We start from the raw sequence: 18,643 nt of genomic DNA, 5'->3' as shown, positions 1-18,643 counted from the left end.
GTCTGCGGACGGGCCGTCCGCCGCGTGCGGGCGTGTCCGCGCGCGTTCCCGGGCACGAGGATCTCATCGGCCCGAGCTGAAGGACCAGGAGGCGCGCGATGCCCGCCAAGGACCACCGCCGGCAACCGGCGGGAGACGAGCCGCTGACCGCGCGCAGCCCGCTGCGGACGCGCGCGGTGATGTCCGGCGTCACGCTGGTCGCCGCGGTGGTCGTCGCGATCCTCTTCCTCCTGCTCGGCTCGCCGCCCGCGAACCGGGTCGTGGCGGGCATCTGCGCCGCGTTCGGCCTGGTGGCCGTGATCGACCTCGCGGTCATCGGCTGGCGCCTGCACCGCTGACCGGACGCCCGTCCGCCATCGCTCCACCGCGAACAGGGCCGCCGCCGTCCGTCCTGTTCGCGGTGGCCGGGGTGGGGTTGGCCCCACTTGAAGAGTGGGGCGTGCCCCGCTGCCTCGTGGGCGGAATCGAGGTGGGATTCGGTACATGGACCTCGCCACGCCCGGTGCCCGCGCCGCCAAACTCTTCATCGGCGGGCTGGCGGGCGTCGCCCTGATCGCCGGGATCGTGGAGAGGTCCGCGTCGCCGTGGACGAGCGCCTGGAGCACCGCGGTCCAGCGCCCGGTGGGCGGTGACGGCGAGGACGACGGCGCGGGGGGCGATTGGTCGCGAAAGGGATTCTCCGACCAGTCCGTACGGCAGATCGTACGCGCGAGCGCAGGGGGCGAGAGGGTCCGGATCCGGCTCTCCAACGTGTACGGGACCAGGCCGCTTCGTGTGGCGGCGGCGACGGTCGGCCGGGCTGGGGGCGGCGCCGCGGTGTGGCCGGAGAGCATCCGGGACGTGACGTTCGGCCGGACGGCGTCCGCGGTGGTCCCGGCCGGGCGGGAGGCCGTCAGCGATCCCGTGCCCGTGCCGGTCTCGCCGATGGAAGGGCTCGCGGTGACGCTGCGCTTCACGGACCCGACCGGACCGGCGACGTTCCACCGGTTCGCGGCGGCCACCTCGTACCGGGCGCCAGGTGATCATCTAGCCGACACCGCCGCCGGGGCGTTCTCCGAATCATCCGGTTCCTGGTACTACCTCAGCGGCGTCGAGGTGGCGGGCCGACCTCCCGCCGATCTCCCGGACCTCTGAGACCGTCCGCGCATCCGTATTAATCAAGTTTGACTAGAAGTGCGGTGGCGACCTACGCTCCCGGCATGGACGAGAAGACGATCCCGATCTTTCCGTGCCGGTCCATCGACGAGACCTGGGGGTTCTACCGGGCTCTCGGCTTCGAGCAGACCTCGTACCAGAAGAGCCCCAACCCCTTCCTCACCGTCGGGCGAGGCGACATCGACCTCCAGTTCTTCGGCTGGAAGCGGCACGACCCGGCCGGGTCGCTGCACATGTGCTACATCTCCACCCCGGGCGTCGATGCGCTGTACGAGTCGTTCCGCGGCGGGCTCAGGACGGCGCTCGGCCGCGTCCCGACCCGCGGGCTGCCCCGGATCGGGGCGCTGAAGGACATGACCTACGGCGTGCGGCAGTTCCTGGTCACCGATCCCGACGGCAACCAGCTCCGCATCGGCCAGCCGATCTCCGACGACTTCGAGCACTCCCCCGTGCCCAGGGATCCGGTGGCCAAGGCCCTGCACATGGCCGTGCTGCTGGGTGACTCCAAGGAGGATCCGCGGGCCGCCGCCCGGATCCTCGACCACCTTCTGGCGTCCGGCGAGTCCCGTACCGTGCCGCAGCAGGTCAAGGCGGCGGTGCTGCGCGCCGACATGGCCGTCCGGTTGGACGACCCGTCCCGCGCCCGCGAGCTGCTCGCCGAGGTGCGCGCGACCGATCTCACCGACCCGGACCGCGCCGCCCTGCGCGACGAGCTGAGCCGTCTCGAAGACCTGGAGGCCGCCCTCGGCTGAGCCGTCCGGCCGCTGTCCTGGGAAGCGTCAAGTCCGGAGCGTCGGCTGGTACCCGCGATACCCCCGGGGGTATGGACGGAGGTGGTCATGCAATCCGCCACATCGCAAGGAGATGCTCGTGAAGGTTCGTCACCTCGTGCCCGCGGCCGGGGCGGCACTGGCCGTCGCCGCCGGTACCGTCGCGGTCCTGCCCCCGACCGCGTCCATGGCCGCACCGGCGTCGTCGACGAGGGGTGATCGGGTCGAGGTCCGGGTCTGGGAGACCTTCCTGCCCGCCGCCAAGGCCACCCGCGCGTTCAGCTACGACGCCAAGCGGGTGCCGGCCGGGTCGCGGGCGTCGGTGCGGTCGCTGAGCGCGGCCGGCCGCAGCCGCGTGACGCTCAGGGTGCACGGCCTCGAACCCGGCAGCGCCTACAACGCCCATGTGCACGTCAAACCCTGTGCGGCCGATCCCGCCGCGTCCGGCGCGCACTACAAGAACGACCCCAAGGGCCCGGAGAACCCGCAGAACGAGATCTGGTTCAGCTTCCGCACCGACGGCGAGGGGGACGCGACCGCGACGGCCTGGCACCCATGGACGTTCGCCAACGACCGGAAGCCCGGCTCGGTCGTCATCCACAACCCGGCGCTGCCCGACGGCACGCAGCCGAGGGCCGGCTGCCTCAGCGTCCCGTTCGCCCCGTGACCGGCCGGGCGATTCTCCCGATTTGACCAGACAGGTCTGTCTCCCTACTCTGCACTAGACAGACCTGTCTGTCTTGGTCGACTTCTGGAGTATCCCCTTGAAGATCATCGTAATCGGCGCGACCGGCACCATCGGCTCGGCGGTGGCCGCCGCCCTGGAGCCGGCGCACGAGGTCGTCCGCGCGTCGCGCCGCGGTCCGGTGCGCGTCGACATGCACGACCTCGCCTCGATCGACGCGCTGTTCGAGACGGTCCCCGACGCCGATGCCGTCGTCTGCTGCGCGGCGAGCGGCGTGCTCAGCCCGCTGGACTCCGACGACGACGCCGTCCTCCCCGGCGTCGAGGGCAAGCTGTACGGCCAGGTGCACCTCGTCCGGACCGCGCTCCGGCACCTGCCGGACGGCGGATCGGTCACCCTCACCAGCGGCGTGATCCCGCTGTCCCTGAAGGGCGCCTCGTTCGGCGCCCTGGCCAACGCGGGCCTCGACGCGTTCGTCCGCTTCGCCGCGACCGAGCTGCCGCGCGGCCTCAGGGTGAACGCCGTCAGCCCCGGCTGGGTGGCCGAGACCCTGGAGAGCATGGGCCTGGACGCCGCCGAGGGCACGCCCGCCAAGGAGGTGGCGGACGCCTTCGTCCAGGCGGTCGAGGGCACCGCGAGCGGCCACACCTTCACCTTCGGCGGATAGCCGCCCGATGACACGCATCGACAAGGGCCCGGCCGCGGACCGGAGTGCCGCGAGTGCCGGAGCCGCGCCGCGCGATCCCGCCCGCGGATCCGCCCGTGAACCCGCTCGCGATCGGATCCTGCGAACCGCGACCGACCTCTTCTACGCGCACGGCATCCGGGGCGTCGGGATCGACAGGATCATCGCCGACTCGGGGGTGGCGAAGGCGACCCTCTACGCGCACTTCCGGTCCAAGGACGAGCTGGTGCTGGCCTATCTGCGGCAGGCCGACGAGAAATGGCGCCGGATGCTGCGAGAGGCCGCCGCCGCCGCGGCGGCGGCCTCCGGGAATGATCCGCGCGAGGCGCTGACCGGCATGTTCGACGCGATCAAGGTGACGGACGGCGGAGGGGAGGAGGGAACGGAAAGGGGCGAGGGCGGTTTCCGCGGCTGCGCCTTCATCAACACCGCCAGCGAGTCCCGGCCCGGCACCGCGGTGCACGAGGCCACGATCGCGCACAAGCGGGCGGTCCTGGCCTGGACGCGCGACCTTGCCGAGGCCGCGGGCGCAGCAGATCCCGCGCTGCTGGCCCGCGAACTGACGATCCTTCTCGACGGCGCCATGTCGGCCGCCTCGCTCGAACCGGTTCCCGAGGTGGTGCGGGCCGCCCGCCGCGCCGCCCGCGCGGTCGTCGACCGCTCCTGCCCCTGACCGGCGGGCCGCGCCGGCCCGCCCATTCGTGATCACTGCCGCGCCGACGGTGTGTCGGCTGGAGGACGGCCGTGCACAGCCGGGATCGTGCTGTGCACGGTCCCCGCCGCCCTGGGGATCGAGCTGGGGATTTCCGGTGGGTAGTGCAATCCACCGCTGGCGGGGGCCTGTGGAGGCACTTTACCCACAGGCTGTGAACAGCCTGTGTGCGACCATGCGCGCAACGTGTTCTTCTGCCTGGTCATCGGCTTTTCCACGGAGTGGACAACTTCTCCAGGGGGTTGGGGGCAACCTGGGGATGGGCGGTGGACAGACGCCGCACCCACAATTCCCAGGCTGTGCACAGTAGTTATCCACAGGCTGTGGAAAGCGCCGTGGACAGCGGGCGTGGGCGGCGGTCCGCGCATCCCCGGGGCCGGGAGGTGCACAACTGGTGGAAAGCCCCCGCCGCCTGGGGATATCGCTGTGGAATAAGAGCCCCAAAAGCACTGCCCGCGCAGGCTGGAGGGTGTGTGAAAAGTTTCCCCCAGCCTGTGGACGACGGGGGTTTGATCCGGACGGCGCCGGTCACACGGAGCGGGCCAGCGGATGCCGCGGCTCGTAGATCGGCAGATCGGCCCCGCTGGGCAGCCGGATCGCCGCGAGCAGTCCCCAGCCCTCGTCGCTCACCGGCTTGGCGATCACCACGTCCCGCGCGACCAGCCCGGCGAGTGTGGCCTCGATGTCGTCGCACATCAGCGAGAACTCGTACCGCGGCGGGCCGTCGGTCGGATGCGCCGCGAGTTCGGCCGGCGGCAGCTTGAAGATCAGCCAGCCCTGGCCCGCGTCGACGCCCGCGAACCCGAGCACGTCGCGGATGAACGCCCGGTCGGCGTCCGCGTCGCGGCTGTAGACGATGACATGCGCCCCATTGATCATGGCTCCCCCTTCGCGCACCCGTGGTCGTACCCGCCGCCCGGACCCGCGACCCGCGCGTCGGCCGCTACGGGCGGCGGGAGGCAGCGGCGAGGAAGATCGGGAGCGCGAGGAAGCACCGGTCCGCGCGGGCGCGTTCGCGCTGGTCGGCGAGCCAGCGGTCCGCCTCGGCCCGGCTGATCGCGCCCGCGCCCCGGGCGGCCTCGGCGAAGCCGGAGACCATCGGGACCATCGCCTCGCCGGTGAAGACGCCGGTGAGCACCTCGACGGTCACGTCCTGGAAGCCCGCGTCCAGCAGCAGGCGGCGGTGCCCGCGCGCGGCGCGCGGGGACCTGACCAGGTCCGCGCGGGCGTGCACGATCGTCCGGGTGAGGACCGGGTCGCCGGAGTCGATCACGATGGTGTCCCAGTCCTGGCCGATCAGGACGGCGCGTCCGCCCGGGGCGAGGACGCGCCGCGCCTCGGCGAGCGCGCGCTCCGGGACCAGGTCGTGCAGCACCTTGTCGGCGCGGTACCCGGCCGCCTCCCCGTCCTCGAACGGGAGCGCGCGTCCTGCGGCACTGGGAGTCCATGGGGCTGCTCGCGCCGGCGCGCGGGTCCGGAGAACGGCGCCGCTACGGGAGGGACGACCTCGCCCGGGTGGCGATGATCCTGCGCGCGAAGGAGGCGGGCTTCAAGCTGGAGGACATCCACGAGATGTTCGCGGCCAGGGCGCCGGACGCCCGCCGCGAGGTCCTGCGCCGCCATCGGGCCGGCCTCGTCCGGCGGATCGCCGAGGCGCGGGCGTCGCTCGCGCTCATCGACTGCGCGCTCGGCTGCGAGCATGAGGACCTCACCACCTGTGGACGGTTCCAGGCGCTGATCGCCGATCGCGTCGACGCCGGCGCGAGCAGCGATGCCCGCCTGGACGGCCCGGTCGCGCCACGCCCGGCCGACGGGATCCGGTGCCGATCCGAGGGGGCGTGAGGGGCGTGGACAGGGGCCTTGCGAAGGGCCCCGGACCTGCCGCGACCTGCGAACACCAGTTCGAAGTGGTGCTAGGGTCGGGGACCTATGGGGCACCTTCTGAACGAGCCGATCCGCGCCGAGCGAGACGCGTCCGGCCGGCTCACCGCGTACGTGTGGCGGGGGTCGCGCTACTCGGTGGACGAGATCCTGAAGACCTACGGATCGTCCGCCGAGGCCCAGGTCTACCGGGTCCGGGTGACCGGCGCCGACGGCGTCGCCGTCGCGGAACTCGGCCGTGACACCGACCGGTGGCGGCTCCGGCACATCTTCTCCGCCTGACCTGTCCGGTGCGACGGCCCGCACCGAGCACGCCGGGCCGGGCCTTGAACACAGCCCAGTGCTCAGCTTGTGCGCGCCATGACGGCTCGGACGCGGTCGCAGACGGCCTCGACGGCCGATGGGTCCGGTGGCGTCCCGTCCCGGAACATCGTCATCTGGAGGTCCGGCCCGTACGTCCCGGTGCGTTCCATGTCGGCCTTCGTGACCGGCTGCACCACGAAGTGGATGTGTACGGGCTCGCCGCCCGAGTGCGACCACAGGCAGGCGTACACCTGGTCAGGCCGGACGGCCTCCGTGACCGCCGACGCGGTCCGGGCCAGCAGCGGGCCCAGGGCCGCGCTCTCCGCCGCGTCCAGGTCGGCCAGGTGGACGACGTGGCGGACGGGCTTGACCACGAGGGTGCCGACGCCGAGCGGGCCGATGCAGTGCTCCACCACCCACCCCGGCGCCTCGGCGATCCGGCCGCCGGGGAGGGGGAGCGCTCCGGACGCGAGGTCGCAGGCGACGCAGCCGGCGGTCACCACGGGCACTCCCGTCAACGCAGGGTCACGATGAACTTCTTCGCCCGCCTGACGTTCCCGGACGGGTCGATGGCGCGGTACTCGATGGTGTGCCGCCCCTTGGCGAGCCTGCCATAGGTGAGGTGGTCGATGACCGTTCCGGTCTCGGAGAAGCGGAAGGGGGCGCGCGAGTCGGTCGGCCAGCCGAAGTAGTTGAACCAGCCGTCCCCGTCCACCCGGAACTCCGGTACGACCACGCCCGCGCGGTCGTCGGTGCCGGTGAGCCGCATGGTGAACGGGCCGTCGAAGACGTATTCGGGGGCTTTCCCCGCAGCCTGGGTGCTCTGCGCGGCCCTCGACAGCCTCAGGCCGCCTCTGAGGGGTGAGCGTGCTGGACGTCGTCGGACGTTTGCGCGGCTGACCGTCGGTCCACGCCACGGGAAGGCAGACCTGGCCAGTTCGGACAACTCGGAGCACCCAGCCAGGACGCGCGTCGCCGTTCGAATAGGAGCCGCTTCCCCTCCTCAGAGGAGCCGGCCCCCTCCGATACAGCGCGAACGTTCCAACCCGCCCCGTCCGCTGACACCACCCCACCCGGCACCGCGGACTGCCCTGAGGCCCACCCCGCTTGCGGCTCGCCCAGCTTCAGGATCTCTGGGCCTACGCCTCGTCACCACAGCAGGTCGCGGCCATATCCGACCGAAACTTCGTCAGTGCTACCGGTACCCCGACAGGTTGCGGAATGCATCGGCAGGGCGCCCCGGGGTCGGCCGCCGCTGCGCGGGGTTTTGGTCGGGATCGGCGGGTGCTATCGCAGTTGATCGCGGCGGCGGGTCAGGTAGGCGGTCTCGGCGGTGTTGCCGGCCAGTTCGATGGCTTTGTCGTAGGCGGCGCGTGACTGCTGGCTTTGGCCGAGCCGGCGCAGCAGGTCGGCGCGGGTGGCGTGGTAGGCGTGATAGCCGGCCAGGTTGTCCTGGAGGCGGTCGATGGCTGCCAGTGCCACCTGCGGGCCGTCGAGCTCGGCGACCGCGATGGCCCGGTTGAGGGCGATGATCGGCGAGGGGTCGAGGCGGGCGAGCTGGTCGTAGAGGGCGAGGATCTGCGACCAGTCGGTGTCGCGCATGTCGCGGGCGGAGGTGTGGACGGCGTTGATCGCGGCGAGGATCTGGTAGCGGCCCGGAGCCGCCCCGGCGGCGGCAGCGGCGAGGCGCTCGCGCACCAGCCGGTGACCTTCGGCGATCAGTGTCGCGTCCCAGGCCCCGCGGTCCTGCTCGTCCAGGGGGACCAGTTCGCCGCTGGCCGAGACCCGGGCGGGGCGGCGGGCCTCGGTGAGGAGCATCAGCGCCAGCAGCCCGGTCACCTCACCGTCGCCGGGCAGGAGGGTACGGATCAGGCGGGTGAGCCGGATCGCCTCGGCGGTCAAGTCGTGACGTAGGGGATCGGTGTCGGGGCCGGTGGCCAGGTAGCCCTCGTTGAACACCAGGTACAGGACGGCGAGCACGCCAGACACGCGTGCCGGGAGATCCTCCACGGCCGGCACGCGATAGGGGATGCGAGCCGCCTTGATCTTGGCCTTCGCGCGGGTGATGCGCTGCTCCATGGTGGTCCCCTGCACCAGGTAGGCGCGGGCGATCTCGGGCACGGTCAGACCGCCGACCATGCGCAGGGTCAGCGTCACGCGGGTCTGCATCGCCAGCGCCGGGTGACAGCAGGTGAAGATCAGCCGGAGCCGGTCGTCGTCGATGGCGCCGACAGGCTCGGGTGGGGTGTTGTCGTACACCATCTGAGCCTCCTTGTGCTTGTCGTCGCGTTTGTTCTCGCGCCGGATCCGGTCGATGGCCTTGCGGTTGGCGGTGGTGGTCAGCCAGGCGCCGGGGTTGGGCGGTACGCCGTCGGTAGGCCACCGCTCGACGGCGGTCGCGAACGCCTCGGCCGCCGCCTCCTCGGCGATGTCGAGATCACCGAAGCGCCTGGTCAGGGAGGCGATCACCCGCGCCCACTCCGCGTGGTGGGCCCGGGTGATCGCCTCCTCGACGTCGCTCACTGGAACGGCCGCACCTCGATCTTCCGATCGCAGATCCTCGACGCCTCGGCGGCGAGCTTGAGCGCCACATCCAGATCGGGGGCCTCCCACACCCAGACGCCGGCGAGGTACTCCTTCGACTCCACGAAAGGCCCGTCGCTGAACACCGCCTGCTCGCCCCGGTTGTCGATGACGGTGGCCGTGTCGGGCGAGGCGAGTCCGCCCGCGAAGACCCAGTGGCCCTCGGCGATCAGTCGTTCGTTGAACGCGCTGATGGCAGGCCGCCTGTCCGTGCTGCCGGGATCGCTCTTGTCATCGATCACGGAAACCAGGTACTGCATCTGAAGATCATCTCCTGCGGTGTCAAGACAGCGTGGTTCGGTGGTCAGGGACCTCAAGCCGTTGCATACCGCGGGCGACCGGCCGGCCGGTAGACCTGGATCGTCACGCCCCTGGAGTCGACCCGCGACTCGACCAGGTCGAGCGCAAGATCCGGACCGGTCTCCGGGAACAGTCTCGCGCCCAGGCCAACGATCACCGGGATCACGATCAGAGTCATCTCATCGACCAGATCGTTGGCCAGCAGCCACCGGACCAGGGCGCCGCTCCCGTGCACCTGCAGCTCACCCCCGGGCTTGGCCTTCAGCTCGCCGATGGCCGCCGCGAGGTCACCGCGGAGAACGGTCGTGTCCTCCCAACGCGGCGCGGTGAGCGTGGTCGAGGCAACGTACTTGGGGGCCTCGTTCAAGGCCACGCCGATGGGATGTGCGCGCATCTGGTCGATTGATCCCCAGGAGCCGGCGAACAACTCATAGGTGCGCCGGCCGAACAGGAACGCCTCGGCGCGCTGGTAGGCCTGCGTGATGAACGTCCTGGTCCCGTCGTCGCCCTTCCCCAGGGCCCATCCGCCGCGCTCGAACCCATTCGGGTGGTCGTCCGTGGGGGCGCCGTTGTTCTGCATGACTCCATCAATGGAGATCTGGGTCATGGTCGTCAGCTTCATGATCGCGGTTCCTTTGCCTTGGCGCCGCCCCTTGCTGGCGGCCTCACCCCTGCTACGAACACCACCGCCCCGATCCGACACCCCCTCCCGGACTTCTTTGAAGAATCTTCCGGGACGCCGGTCGTCAGCGATCCGACAACACGACAGTTTCGGCGACAGCGCTCCACCACCTCAAACGCGCCCAGCGCGGACAAGCTCTTGGACCAGATCGATCACGAAGATCCACCAGTGGTGGCGGGCGTCGAACGGCTCGGGCGCGAGGGCAACCTCGTCGGTGGCGTAGCCGCCTGCAAGGCCATCAACGCCGGCCAGACCATCCGCTCGGTCCGCCTCACTGCCCCGCTCACGCTGCACCATGCCGCACCGCAACAGAGCGCCGCCCTGGCCGACCACGCCGCCGGACCGACCGTCCGCAAGGCGCACCGGGTGTACTCCACCCGCATCGCCGCCGTCGATCAGCCACTGCCGCCAGGCAATCGACCAACACCCCAGCCAGTGCCGTCCCCTACATCACCCTCACCGCCATCGCCGGCTCGCTGCGCTACGCACGCCAGGGGTGCACGCGCACTTGCCTGATGTGGCTCAACAGTCCTCAAGCGGTTGACCAGCTAAGCTAGGGCGGCTGAAATCACCGCGTTCCGCGCTACCCCACTTTGCACGCATCCGTGATCCGGGATGAGGACCTGACGGCGCCCCCGAACAGGACGCTGTGCTGGCCGCCCGCTAGGCCACCAAGTGGAACCGCGAAGACCGCCGCACTGCCTGAGCTCTCCGCAACCCGGTCCTGACGTGGCCGTCCCGGGCCTCATCGATGCTCGGCGTCATTGACTGTGCATCCCTTCCGGCGAGATGGCTGCTGGAGTCTCCTGCGGCGCCGGCGTTGGATTGTCGGGGAGTCGGGTGAGGCCACTTGAGCGCTCAAGCTGCTGACGAAGGCGCCCGTTGTCTTCCTTGAGGTCGTGGGCGTGCAGGGTCAGGGCCTGGATCTGGGTTGCCTGCGCCGGTGCCCTTGACGAGGTCGGCGTAGGTCTTGGCGGCGTCGGAGTCCATGACCAGCAGCCGCTGGAGCCCGTCCTGCTCGCAACCGCTCCGGAATGCCATGCTCAGCGGCGTCGTCCGGTGCGGGGCGGATAGCTCCGGATCGCAGCTCACCCCGGACTCGGGTGAGGTGATCTCCACGGCGTACACGTTGACGTAGCTGCGGTAGGACTTGAACGGCTCAAGGGCCCACAGGTCGTTCAGGTGCCGGTCGAGGTCGGCGCGGAACGCGGGCATGTCCGCGGCGGTGTACCCGTCGCCCATGACCACCAGGTTGAACCGCTTGGCCGGATCGCCGGTCACCTGGATCGGCACCACCATCGCCGGGGCGGTGCCGGCCGCGGCCGGCGGCGGCGCGGCGAGCATCGTCAGCGGCACGGCGGCGGACAGCACCGCCGCTGTGATCTTCCTGACCTTCGGGTCGGCCCCCCGACCGGTCCTCGACTCCGCTCTCGGCACGCGCGAACCTCCTCGGGGCGCGCACGGTGGACGAGATCGGTCCAGGGGGACGGCGTGCCCGCTTCGTCCGCCGATCGGGCGGGTTGAGCGGATTATTGAGAGAAGATCCGATTTTGTCGTCACCTCCCCGGAGGAGAAGTCGCCCTCGGGCGAGGACCGCCGTCAGCCGAGCGCGGTCAGCCGGCCGACCTCGTCGCCCGTCAGCGTCACCAACGCCGCGGCGAGGTTGTCCTCCAGATGCGCGACCTTGGACGTGCCGGGGATGGGCAGTACCACCGGCGACCGGTGCAGCAGCCACGCCAGCGCGAGCTGCGCCGGGGAGGCGCCGTGCCGGGCCGCCGCCTCGTCCAGGACGCCGCCCGGCCCGGCCAGCTTGCCGGTGGCCAGCGGGAACCAGGGGATGAACGCGATGCCCTGCTCGGCGCAGTGGGCCAGCACGTCCTCGGACTTGCGCGAGGCGAGGTTGTAGAGGTTCTGCACCGAGACGATCTCGACGTGCTCGCGCGCCGCCGCCACCTCCTCCACCGTCACCTCGGAGAGTCCGATGTGGCGGATCTTGCCCTCGTCCCGCAGATCGCGCAGCGCGCCGAGCTGCTCGTCCAGCGGGACCTTCGCGTCGATGCGGTGCAACTGGTAGAGGTCGATGCGCTCCAGCCTCAGCCGCCGCAGGCTCATCTCCACGCACTGCCGCAGGTATTCGGGACGGCCCACCGGCTGCCACTGGCCCGGGCCCTGCCGGGTGAACCCGCCCTTGGTCGCGATGACCAGGTCGGCAGGGTACGGGTGCAGCGCTTCGGCGATCAGGTCCTCGCTGACGAACGGACCGTAGGAATCGGCCGTGTCGATCAGGTTCACGCCCAGCTCGACGGCCCGGCGCAGCACCCGGACCGCCTCCGGCCTGTCAGCGGGCTCGCCCCAGGCGCCCTTGCCGGTGAGGCGCATCGCGCCGTACCCGAGCCGGTGCACGGGAAGGTCTCCACCGAGGGAGAAGGTGCCGCTCGCCGCGACGGGCCGATCGGTCGATTCGGTCATGACGATCCCCTTTGTCTCCCTCTCATTTGATCACCCGCGCCGGACGGCCGGAGATCAGCGCTTGCCCTGCTGCCCGTCGGCCAGCCCCCGGGCGACCCGGTCGCCGCCCGTGCGGCGCAGCACCGCGGCGGACAGCGCGGGCGCGGCCCCGCCGAGCAGCGCGCCCAGCCGCAGGCCGAGCGGCGCCACGTCGATCTCGCCGACGTTCCGCTCGACGGCCCGGACGGTGGCCCGCGCGACGTCCTGCGGGGTGCGGGTCCCGACGCCGCGCGGCAGCCGTACCCGCGCGTCGGCGAACATGCCCGCGTCCCGGATGAACCCCGGGAACACCGTCGACACGCCGACGCCGTGAGGGCGCATGTCCTCGCGCAGCGCCAACGCGAAGCCGCGCATCCCGAACTTGGTGGCGTTGTAGAGCGACGCGTGCCCGGACGCGGTCTTGCCGGACAGCGACGACACGAAGACCAGGTGCCCGCGGCCACGGCCGGCCATCTGCGCGCCGGCCAGCTTGGCCATCACGATCGGGGCCCGCAGGTTCACCTCCAGCGCACGGTCGATCTCCTCGACCGAGTAGCCGTCGAGCAGCCCGGACGCGGGCAGCGCGGCGTTGGCCACCAGCACGTCCACCCGGCCCGCCGCGGCCAGCAGCTCCTCGGCCGCGCCGCGTTCGGCGAGGTCGGCGGCGATGGCCGTCCCGCCGAGCCGTTCGGCCAGCGGTTCGAGCACGTCGGCCCGCCGCCCGGTGAGTACCACCTTGCCGCCCCGCGCGGCGAGCGCGGTGGCGAGGACCCGCCCGATGCCGCCGGACGCGCCTGTCAGCAGAACGTTCGCACCGCGAAGATCCATGGCGGAAATGATCGCACCGACGGCCCGGCCCGCAAAGGGGGTGGCTCACATGCCGAGCCGCCAGAGCAGCAGGATGAGCGACGAGAGGACGAGCCCGGCGGAGCCGAGCGGCACCTCACCGAGCGCGATCAGCGCCGCGCAGCCCAGCGCCGTGGCGGTGGCGACCAGCAGCATGCCGCGTCCCCCGGGCTCGCTCGGCTCCCGGACGAGCCGCGGCTCCAGTTCGCGCTCCCAGAGCCCGAAGTCGTCCTCTGCCCTCATCAGGACTCCCTGACCGTCGTCGCCCACCCCGCCCTCGCCGCGCCCCGGCAGCCCGACGGCACCGATCCCGGTTGGACGATCAGTCCGATAACGGCGAGTGGGTGCGGAGCGCCCGGGATCGGTTGCTAGGCTGCGGAGAGCCCTGGGGGAGTACTCACTGAACCGATTGATTCCCCGGGAATGGCTTTCATAGTCGAGGTGAAGGGGTCCCCACCGTGAAGAAGCTGCTGATTCTCGCCGTTGTCGCTCTTGGCGGCTTCGCTGTCTGGCGCCGGCTCCAGCAGGACCGCGCCGAACTGGACCTGTGGACCGAGGCCACGTCCTCCGACAGCTGACCCACCGGCGGTAGCCGGTCGAAGACATGATCTCGACGCGGGCCCCGGCGTGAGCGGAGCAGAGCGGATCACCCTCGCCTGCCCCGATCTCGCCGGGACCACTGTCGCCGCCCGCCGGTGCCATCCACGTGCCGCCCGGCGCGATGGAGGTCCCGGCCCGGCGGAGTGCCTCGATCTCGTCCCGTGGTGCACGATGAGGGCCGCACCCGGGTAGGCTTGGCGCGCCCGCGAGGGCCTCTGGGGCCATAGCTCAGTTGGCAGAGCACTGGCTTTGCAAGCCAGGTGTCCGGGGTTCGAATCCCCGTGGCTCCACCCCAACGAAAGCCCAGGTCAGGGACGGTTTCCCAGACCTGGGCCTTCGTCGTTCACGACACCTTCTACCGGCCCCGTGCCCGTTGCGTGCCCGATCGCTTCTTTCCCGCCTTCCGGAGCGCGGTCTTGGCCATCGTGCTCAAGAGGTCCGCGATCTCACGGTGACGGTCGTCCGTCGCGTGCAGGTAGATCATGGCCGCACGGTCGCTGGAGTGCCCCATGCGCTCCTTGAGTTCGGGGAGCGTGGCGCCCGCGATAGCCGCCAACGTGTTGCCCGTGTGCCTCAGATCATGGAACCGGATGTCCTTGAGCCCGGCCCGGTCAAGAGCACGAAGCCAGTTGCGCCGGAAGTTGGCTCGCCGCAGTAGCGCACCCTTCTCTCCGACGAAGATCAGACCGTCCGGACCGTCCTCGGCGAACTTCCGGACGTGCTCTCTCATGTGCGGCAGCACGATTGCCGGGATCGGGAGCGTCCGCACGCCCGCCTCAGTCTTGGGTGGCCCAAAGTGGAACGGACGGCCGCTCACCTCAACAAGCGTCCGTTCGACCCGGACGGTGCCGGCCTTGAGGTCGAGATCCTTACGGCGCAGCGCCACCGCTTCGCCCCACCGAAGGTTGGCGAACGTGGCCAGCAGCACGAGCGCGCGGAATCGCTCATCGATCGCGTCCGCCAGTGTGAAGACTTCCTTGATGTCGAGCACCGGGCGTTCGGGAGAGTGCTCCGAGCCCGCCCCCTTGATGTTGCAGGGGTTGCGCTTGATCAGGCCGTCTTGGACCGCTGTGTTGAAGATGGCCTTGAGGAGCCTGTACGCCTTGGCCACCGTGACCGGACCGATTCCGGAGTCGAGGAGTTGCTTGCGCCAGCGGCGCACGTGCGGGTCAAGGATCTTGCCCACCTCAGATTTACCGAACGTGGGCACCAGGTGCTTGCGAAGAAGCACGTCGTACCGCGTGACCGTTGTGAGACGCAGGTCCGGCCGCTCGTTCACCCAGGCTTCGGCGTAGTCCTTGAACGACACCTGACCAGCGTCCGGGTTGAGCCAGTCCCCCGAAACGATCTCCGCTTCCTTCAGCGACAGCCACCGATTCGCGTCCGTCTTGGTGGCGAACGTGGTCGGCGCCGGATGATCCATCTGATCAGGCCCGTGGTAGCGAGCTTGCCAGCGTCCGGACGGCAGTTGCCGAACCCTTCCGAAGCGACGCTTGCCAGCCATCAGGCGGCCACCCTTCGCCGGGAGCGTCCACCGACCGTGACGGGTTCGACGATGCGGATTGCGATGAACTCCCGAAGCGCCGACTCAGGAATGCGAACGTGCCGAGGCCCGTACCGCACGAAGCGGATGCGTCGTTCTTCGATCAGCCGACGCGGAAACCGCTCGGACGTGTTGAGCCACTCGGCTGCCTCAACGACGGTCAGAAGCCGCTCGTCACCGGGGAACGCCGTGTCTTGGTGCTGAGTCATCACGCTGCCTCCCGTGTTGCCGAGAGTTCGGGGTTGGTGGCTTGGTCGAGTTGGGCGCGTCGTTGGGCACGTTCGTTGATCATGTGGAGGAGTCGTCGGTCGGGGGGTTTGACGTCGGGGTCGCCGGGTCCGGCGCGTTCCCAGACGTGGACGGCTTGCGGGTCGGCCGGGTTGGTGACGGCGATTCCGGCCTCAGCCAACCGGGCAAGGACCCATGCCTTCCGGTCGGCCTTGTGGTCAGCCAGGGTCTTGCCGGACCACTTGCGGGACACCAGGACGCGCCGTCCGCCGTAGCCCAGGTGTTGGCGCCGATGTGCCTTGCCCTTACAGAAGCCGGGGGTCAGCCCCGGACGGGCGTTCTTGGGCTGGATGCCGTAGCGAAGCCAGTTCGCACACGTGGGTGAGCACGGTTCGAACCGCAGGGCTTCGGCCATCCGGTCGACGTGTTCACGCTGGGAGCCGGTCTCGGCGTCATGGCATTCGGCGACGCCCTTCATCAGGTACTTGGTCAGGTAGCCGATGCAGCGCCGGGAGTCATCGGAGTCGGCGAGGACGCCTTGAGCGTCGACTTGGCGGCCGAAGCGGACCACGTGAAGCGGTTCGGCATCGTCGTCCTGGCCCAGCTTGTCCAACGCGTCATCCCAGGTCGGGAGGACTTCACCGGTTGTCTTGTCGACGTAACCACCGTTCTCGCCCGCCGAGTCGTCCCAGGCCGGAAGCCGGTCACCGGGGTAGAGAACGCGGTCGGTCGAGGGCCACCACACCTGGTGGTAGGTCGCGGCGACGACTTGCCGGAGTTCCGAGCGGGAGATCGTCCCGCGGATTGCCATGTGCAGGTGCGGAGCAAGACGCCGTTGCGGTTCGACGGCCGCGAAGTACTGGACGTCGTGGCCGACGAACCTGCGCAGGTTCTGCACGAACCGGTCGATCAGCTTGGGGAAGTGCAGCGCGTCACGAGCGGCCCGTGTGTAGTCGTAGGTCGAGGGATCGACGGGGGTTCCGTCCGAGCGAACCCGCCCGTAGGAGTCCAGGGTGAGCGTGAGGAAGATCGAGGGCCGGAACGTCTTCCCGTCCTTACCCTGGAACACCTTCCCGACCGTGCGGTTGTCGACGGGCCGCCGAGGAAGGTCGGGTGCATCTTGGCGCCGTCGGGTGGAGCGAGTCCGCCGGCCTCCCTGGTCTTCGGTCTTCAACGCGCCCCGTACGCCGGAGCGTTCGATCTCGACATCCAGGTCACGAAGGAGCCCGTCCCAGAACTCGACCCCTTCACCGGCAGCGGCCCCGTTCTGTTCGGCGTGGTCGCGTTCGGTCTGGGCGCGTGCCCGCAACTCCATCAGCGCGCGCTGTTCCTGGCCCGGGTCGGCCCGCGTGATGACCGGTTCTTGGTCGAGGTGCCAGCCTTGGCGGCATTGCACGGCCCGGAGCTTGCGCTTGCGTTCAGCGCACGGAGGACACACCGAGGCGAGCGTGTGACCGCACGGCACGTAGAGGATCTCGGAGGCGCCGGTGCCCAGGTCGATGCGGCGCATAGGGACGGGCCGGATGCACACGCCCTGCTCGATGGCGACCGCTTCCAGCACCCCACGCGCCAACGGCGGCAGCGTCTTGACCACGGGCGAGGTTTCCGAGCTGGCAGCCGAGACCGGGACGGGTGCGGCCGGTTCGTCGATGGTGAGCTGATTCACGCGGCCTCACCGTCCAGGTCGGGGAGGGCCAGGCCCACCATGTCGCGGATGTCGTCATCGGCGACGTAGGCAGCCCGGACGCGGATCGGGTCGGGTGTGGTTTCCAGCCGGATGAACCCGACCCCCGCACCGATCGCAGGGACGGACGAGATCTGGTCGGCGAGGGCGCCACGGTCGCGTGCACCGTCCCCGAGAATCATGTCGACCTGTTCGTCTTCGTCCAGGCGGAGCGCGATGCGGTCGGGGAACAGGTTCCGCAGGTTGTTGACCTCTTTACGCGCGTCCTGCTGGGCGCCCATCACGCAGTACCCGACCGAACGGCCCTGGCTGGTGAGTACGGCCATGGCCGACTCGGCGCGCTTGCGTAGATCCCGCTCAGGGCAGTAGGCGGTCAGGAACGCCAGTTCGTCCACGATCACCAGCCGGAATGGATGCTCAACCGTGGGGACGAACGACCGCGTGACCCCGGCGAACTCCTCAGCCCGCGCGTTCATGTCCGCCGCAGCGTCCTCCAGCAGCTTGACCATGCCGCCGTTCGGGTCCGAGGAGTACCGCCCGTAGCGTTCGAACAGGGGACGGCCGAAGGACAGTTCCATGCGCTTGGGGTCGACCGCCCACACCTCGACTAGCCCCGACAGGACCAGCGGCAGCACCGCCCGGACCGTCGACCAGATCACCGACCCCTTCCCGGCCCCCGTCGCCCCCGCGATCAGGACGTGCGTTCCCAGCAGCCGCAGCCGCCACGGGTCGCCGTTCTCTTGACGACCGACCACCACGCCCTTGAGGTCGACGTCGGCAGCATCGGGGACCGGGAACGCCGGGACGAGCGAGGCCAGGGCGTCACTTCGGACGAACTCCACCCAGACCCGGCCGGGCTTGTTCCCCTGACGGACGCGGACCAGCGTCGCGCCGAAGCCGTGCGCCAGGTTCGCCGCGACCTTCTCCCATGCGTCGGGTGCCTGCCCCTTGAGCATCTTCACCAGCACCCGGTCACTGGTCGGGCCAGACCGGACCTTGAGGATCGAAGGCAGGTACTCCCGGCCCTTGTGGGATTTGGTGAGTCCGGCGGTTACGAGGACGGGTTGCCAGTGCCGCCGGTACACCGCCACCAGTCGCCACCGCGCCCGAGCCGGACGAGCCACGTACCGGACGTACGAGGGGTAGTCGACCGTCACCCACACGCCCAGCCCGACCAGCACCAGCGCGACGACCAGGACCGGAGTCGGCCAGCCGAACCGGTAGCCGAGCCACCCCAGCCCGGATGCCACCGACACGGGAACGATGTTGCGGACCAGGAACACCACCGTCGCGACCAGCGCACGCACGGCATTGACGAGCAGGACGAGGAACTCGGGCATGTGCCAGACCGGAGGCGCCCACTTCGGCGCCGCGAACGGGTCCTTCTGCGCCTCGACCGCAACATTCTCACCGGGGCCGGTCTTGCGGAACTCCCAGGACATAACCTAGGTACCTCTCTCTTGGTCGTTCAGGGGAGAGAAAGGGGGCGGCCGGAGGTA

Annotated in this window: 24 protein-coding genes, 1 tRNA gene and 1 pseudogene; 10 read left to right on the top strand and 16 right to left on the bottom strand. The window is 70.4% G+C overall.

Annotated features, from left to right (window positions below; genetic code table 11):
- Window positions 1-98 precede the first annotated feature (98 nt).
- From OHA34_RS23720 to OHA34_RS23695, 6 genes are all read left to right on the top strand, one after another.
- Window positions 99-338 (top strand): DUF6343 family protein, encoded by a 240-nt coding sequence (locus OHA34_RS23720; RefSeq protein ID WP_285939488.1) that lies wholly within the window; start codon window positions 99-101, stop codon window positions 336-338.
- Between the two features lie 145 nt (window positions 339-483).
- Complete coding sequence (locus OHA34_RS23715) at window positions 484-1,134, top strand: hypothetical protein (protein ID WP_329518954.1); 651 nt, start codon at window positions 484-486, stop codon at window positions 1,132-1,134.
- A gap of 65 nt (window positions 1,135-1,199) precedes the next feature.
- Window positions 1,200-1,907, top strand: a complete 708-nt coding sequence (locus OHA34_RS23710) for a VOC family protein (RefSeq protein WP_329518953.1) — start codon at window positions 1,200-1,202, stop codon at window positions 1,905-1,907.
- A gap of 118 nt (window positions 1,908-2,025) precedes the next feature.
- Entirely contained in the window at window positions 2,026-2,592 is a 567-nt protein-coding gene (locus OHA34_RS23705; protein WP_285939491.1) for a hypothetical protein, read from the top strand.
- A gap of 97 nt (window positions 2,593-2,689) precedes the next feature.
- Window positions 2,690-3,277 (top strand): short chain dehydrogenase, encoded by a 588-nt coding sequence (locus OHA34_RS23700; protein WP_329518952.1) that lies wholly within the window; start codon window positions 2,690-2,692, stop codon window positions 3,275-3,277.
- Between the two features lie 7 nt (window positions 3,278-3,284).
- Window positions 3,285-3,968: a TetR/AcrR family transcriptional regulator gene (locus OHA34_RS23695; protein ID WP_329518951.1), complete on the top strand. Its 684-nt coding sequence runs from the start codon at window positions 3,285-3,287 to the stop codon at window positions 3,966-3,968.
- Window positions 3,969-4,535: 567 nt separating this feature from the next.
- On the opposite strand, the gene OHA34_RS23690 is transcribed toward OHA34_RS23695, so the two are convergent.
- Both OHA34_RS23690 and OHA34_RS23685 read right to left on the bottom strand, forming a co-directional pair.
- Window positions 4,536-4,886: a VOC family protein gene (locus OHA34_RS23690; protein WP_285939494.1), complete on the bottom strand. Its 351-nt coding sequence runs from the start codon at window positions 4,884-4,886 to the stop codon at window positions 4,536-4,538.
- A gap of 64 nt (window positions 4,887-4,950) precedes the next feature.
- Window positions 4,951-5,430, bottom strand: a pseudogene (locus OHA34_RS23685) (methyltransferase domain-containing protein); the annotation flags it as partial.
- A 5-nt stretch (window positions 5,431-5,435) separates the two neighbouring features.
- On the opposite strand from OHA34_RS23685, the gene OHA34_RS23680 reads away from it, so the two are divergent.
- Window positions 5,436-5,849, top strand: coding sequence for a MerR family transcriptional regulator (locus OHA34_RS23680; protein WP_285940087.1), 414 nt, complete (start codon window positions 5,436-5,438; stop codon window positions 5,847-5,849).
- An 87-nt stretch (window positions 5,850-5,936) separates the two neighbouring features.
- Window positions 5,937-6,170, top strand: coding sequence for a hypothetical protein (locus OHA34_RS23675; RefSeq protein WP_285939495.1), 234 nt, complete (start codon window positions 5,937-5,939; stop codon window positions 6,168-6,170).
- 62 nt (window positions 6,171-6,232) lie between these two features.
- Here the strand turns inward: OHA34_RS23675 and OHA34_RS23670 are convergent, their stop codons facing one another.
- The 10 genes from OHA34_RS23670 to OHA34_RS23625 form a co-directional block, all read right to left on the bottom strand.
- Window positions 6,233-6,709: an HIT family protein gene (locus OHA34_RS23670; protein WP_329518950.1), complete on the bottom strand. Its 477-nt coding sequence runs from the start codon at window positions 6,707-6,709 to the stop codon at window positions 6,233-6,235.
- Entirely contained in the window at window positions 6,706-6,960 is a 255-nt protein-coding gene (locus tag OHA34_RS23665; RefSeq protein WP_329518949.1) for a hypothetical protein, read from the bottom strand. Before OHA34_RS23665 ends, OHA34_RS23670 begins: the two co-directional genes overlap by 4 nt.
- Window positions 6,961-7,478: 518 nt before the next feature.
- A complete protein-coding gene (locus OHA34_RS23660) occupies window positions 7,479-8,714 on the bottom strand; it encodes an RNA polymerase sigma factor (protein WP_329518948.1) in 1,236 nt (411 codons plus the stop codon).
- Window positions 8,711-9,034: a YciI family protein gene (locus OHA34_RS23655; RefSeq protein WP_329518947.1), complete on the bottom strand. Its 324-nt coding sequence runs from the start codon at window positions 9,032-9,034 to the stop codon at window positions 8,711-8,713. Before OHA34_RS23655 ends, OHA34_RS23660 begins: the two co-directional genes overlap by 4 nt.
- Window positions 9,035-9,087: 53 nt before the next feature.
- Window positions 9,088-9,696, bottom strand: coding sequence for a dihydrofolate reductase family protein (locus OHA34_RS23650; RefSeq protein WP_329518946.1), 609 nt, complete (start codon window positions 9,694-9,696; stop codon window positions 9,088-9,090).
- 171 nt (window positions 9,697-9,867) lie between these two features.
- The gene (locus OHA34_RS23645; RefSeq protein WP_329518945.1) at window positions 9,868-10,119 is read right to left on the bottom strand and encodes a hypothetical protein; all 252 of its coding nucleotides are present in this window, start codon (window positions 10,117-10,119) and stop codon (window positions 9,868-9,870) included.
- Window positions 10,120-10,614: 495 nt separating this feature from the next.
- Window positions 10,615-11,193 carry a M64 family metallopeptidase gene (locus OHA34_RS23640; protein WP_285939502.1) on the bottom strand — a complete coding sequence of 193 codons (579 nt, stop codon included), beginning with the start codon at window positions 11,191-11,193 and terminating at the stop codon, window positions 10,615-10,617.
- Between the two features lie 162 nt (window positions 11,194-11,355).
- On the bottom strand, window positions 11,356-12,225 hold the full coding sequence (locus OHA34_RS23635; RefSeq protein WP_329518944.1) for an aldo/keto reductase: 870 nt from the start codon (window positions 12,223-12,225) through the stop codon (window positions 11,356-11,358).
- Between the two features lie 54 nt (window positions 12,226-12,279).
- Window positions 12,280-13,071, bottom strand: coding sequence for an SDR family NAD(P)-dependent oxidoreductase (locus OHA34_RS23630; protein ID WP_329518943.1), 792 nt, complete (start codon window positions 13,069-13,071; stop codon window positions 12,280-12,282).
- Between the two features lie 45 nt (window positions 13,072-13,116).
- Window positions 13,117-13,332, bottom strand: coding sequence for a hypothetical protein (locus tag OHA34_RS23625; RefSeq protein WP_329518942.1), 216 nt, complete (start codon window positions 13,330-13,332; stop codon window positions 13,117-13,119).
- A gap of 215 nt (window positions 13,333-13,547) precedes the next feature.
- Here OHA34_RS23625 and OHA34_RS23620 point away from each other — a divergent pair, with 215 nt between their 5' ends.
- Together OHA34_RS23620 and OHA34_RS23615 are read left to right on the top strand one after the other, a co-directional pair.
- Window positions 13,548-13,667 carry a DLW-39 family protein gene (locus OHA34_RS23620; RefSeq protein ID WP_211238580.1) on the top strand — a complete coding sequence of 40 codons (120 nt, stop codon included), beginning with the start codon at window positions 13,548-13,550 and terminating at the stop codon, window positions 13,665-13,667.
- Between the two features lie 239 nt (window positions 13,668-13,906).
- Window positions 13,907-13,979 (top strand) — tRNA-Ala (locus OHA34_RS23615).
- A gap of 65 nt (window positions 13,980-14,044) precedes the next feature.
- On the opposite strand, the gene OHA34_RS23610 is transcribed toward OHA34_RS23615, so the two are convergent.
- The 4 genes from OHA34_RS23610 to OHA34_RS23595 are packed head-to-tail and all read right to left on the bottom strand — an operon-like array spanning window position 14,045 to window position 18,586.
- A complete protein-coding gene (locus OHA34_RS23610) occupies window positions 14,045-15,193 on the bottom strand; it encodes a tyrosine-type recombinase/integrase (protein WP_329518941.1) in 1,149 nt (382 codons plus the stop codon).
- On the bottom strand, window positions 15,193-15,441 hold the full coding sequence (locus OHA34_RS23605; protein WP_329522439.1) for an excisionase family DNA-binding protein: 249 nt from the start codon (window positions 15,439-15,441) through the stop codon (window positions 15,193-15,195). Before OHA34_RS23605 ends, OHA34_RS23610 begins: the two co-directional genes overlap by 1 nt.
- Window positions 15,441-17,126, bottom strand: coding sequence for a replication initiator (locus tag OHA34_RS23600; RefSeq protein ID WP_329518940.1), 1,686 nt, complete (start codon window positions 17,124-17,126; stop codon window positions 15,441-15,443). Before OHA34_RS23600 ends, OHA34_RS23605 begins: the two co-directional genes overlap by 1 nt.
- Window positions 17,123-18,586 carry a cell division protein FtsK gene (locus OHA34_RS23595; protein WP_329518939.1) on the bottom strand — a complete coding sequence of 488 codons (1,464 nt, stop codon included), beginning with the start codon at window positions 18,584-18,586 and terminating at the stop codon, window positions 17,123-17,125. Before OHA34_RS23595 ends, OHA34_RS23600 begins: the two co-directional genes overlap by 4 nt.
- Window positions 18,587-18,643 lie beyond the last annotated feature (57 nt).

Source organism: Spirillospora sp. NBC_01491 (genome assembly GCF_036227065.1).
Taxonomy (GTDB): Bacteria; Actinomycetota; Actinomycetes; order Streptosporangiales; family Streptosporangiaceae; genus Spirillospora; species Spirillospora xylanilytica.
Note: the sequence above shows the minus strand (reverse complement) of the source record. Positions and strands in the feature narration are given on the sequence as shown.

What these genes read in the sequence shown, in the direction of transcription:
- OHA34_RS23720 (WP_285939488.1), top strand. Translation starts at nt 99, where the DNA reads ATGCCCGCCAAGGACCACCGCCGGCAACCGGCGGGAGACGAGCCGCTG.
- OHA34_RS23715 (WP_329518954.1), top strand. Translation starts at nt 484, where the DNA reads ATGGACCTCGCCACGCCCGGTGCCCGCGCCGCCAAACTCTTCATCGGC.
- OHA34_RS23710 (WP_329518953.1), top strand. Translation starts at nt 1,200, where the DNA reads ATGGACGAGAAGACGATCCCGATCTTTCCGTGCCGGTCCATCGACGAG.
- OHA34_RS23695 (WP_329518951.1), top strand. Translation starts at nt 3,285, where the DNA reads ATGACACGCATCGACAAGGGCCCGGCCGCGGACCGGAGTGCCGCGAGT.
- OHA34_RS23690 (WP_285939494.1), bottom strand. Translation starts at nt 4,886, where the DNA reads ATGATCAATGGGGCGCATGTCATCGTCTACAGCCGCGACGCGGACGCC.
- OHA34_RS23675 (WP_285939495.1), top strand. Translation starts at nt 5,937, where the DNA reads ATGGGGCACCTTCTGAACGAGCCGATCCGCGCCGAGCGAGACGCGTCC.
- OHA34_RS23665 (WP_329518949.1), bottom strand. Translation starts at nt 6,960, where the DNA reads ATGCGGCTCACCGGCACCGACGACCGCGCGGGCGTGGTCGTACCGGAG.
- OHA34_RS23655 (WP_329518947.1), bottom strand. Translation starts at nt 9,034, where the DNA reads ATGCAGTACCTGGTTTCCGTGATCGATGACAAGAGCGATCCCGGCAGC.
- OHA34_RS23650 (WP_329518946.1), bottom strand. Translation starts at nt 9,696, where the DNA reads ATGAAGCTGACGACCATGACCCAGATCTCCATTGATGGAGTCATGCAG.
- OHA34_RS23635 (WP_329518944.1), bottom strand. Translation starts at nt 12,225, where the DNA reads ATGACCGAATCGACCGATCGGCCCGTCGCGGCGAGCGGCACCTTCTCC.
- OHA34_RS23630 (WP_329518943.1), bottom strand. Translation starts at nt 13,071, where the DNA reads ATGGATCTTCGCGGTGCGAACGTTCTGCTGACAGGCGCGTCCGGCGGC.
- OHA34_RS23625 (WP_329518942.1), bottom strand. Translation starts at nt 13,332, where the DNA reads ATGAGGGCAGAGGACGACTTCGGGCTCTGGGAGCGCGAACTGGAGCCG.
- OHA34_RS23610 (WP_329518941.1), bottom strand. Translation starts at nt 15,193, where the DNA reads ATGGCTGGCAAGCGTCGCTTCGGAAGGGTTCGGCAACTGCCGTCCGGA.
- OHA34_RS23605 (WP_329522439.1), bottom strand. Translation starts at nt 15,441, where the DNA reads ATGACTCAGCACCAAGACACGGCGTTCCCCGGTGACGAGCGGCTTCTG.
- OHA34_RS23595 (WP_329518939.1), bottom strand. Translation starts at nt 18,586, where the DNA reads ATGTCCTGGGAGTTCCGCAAGACCGGCCCCGGTGAGAATGTTGCGGTC.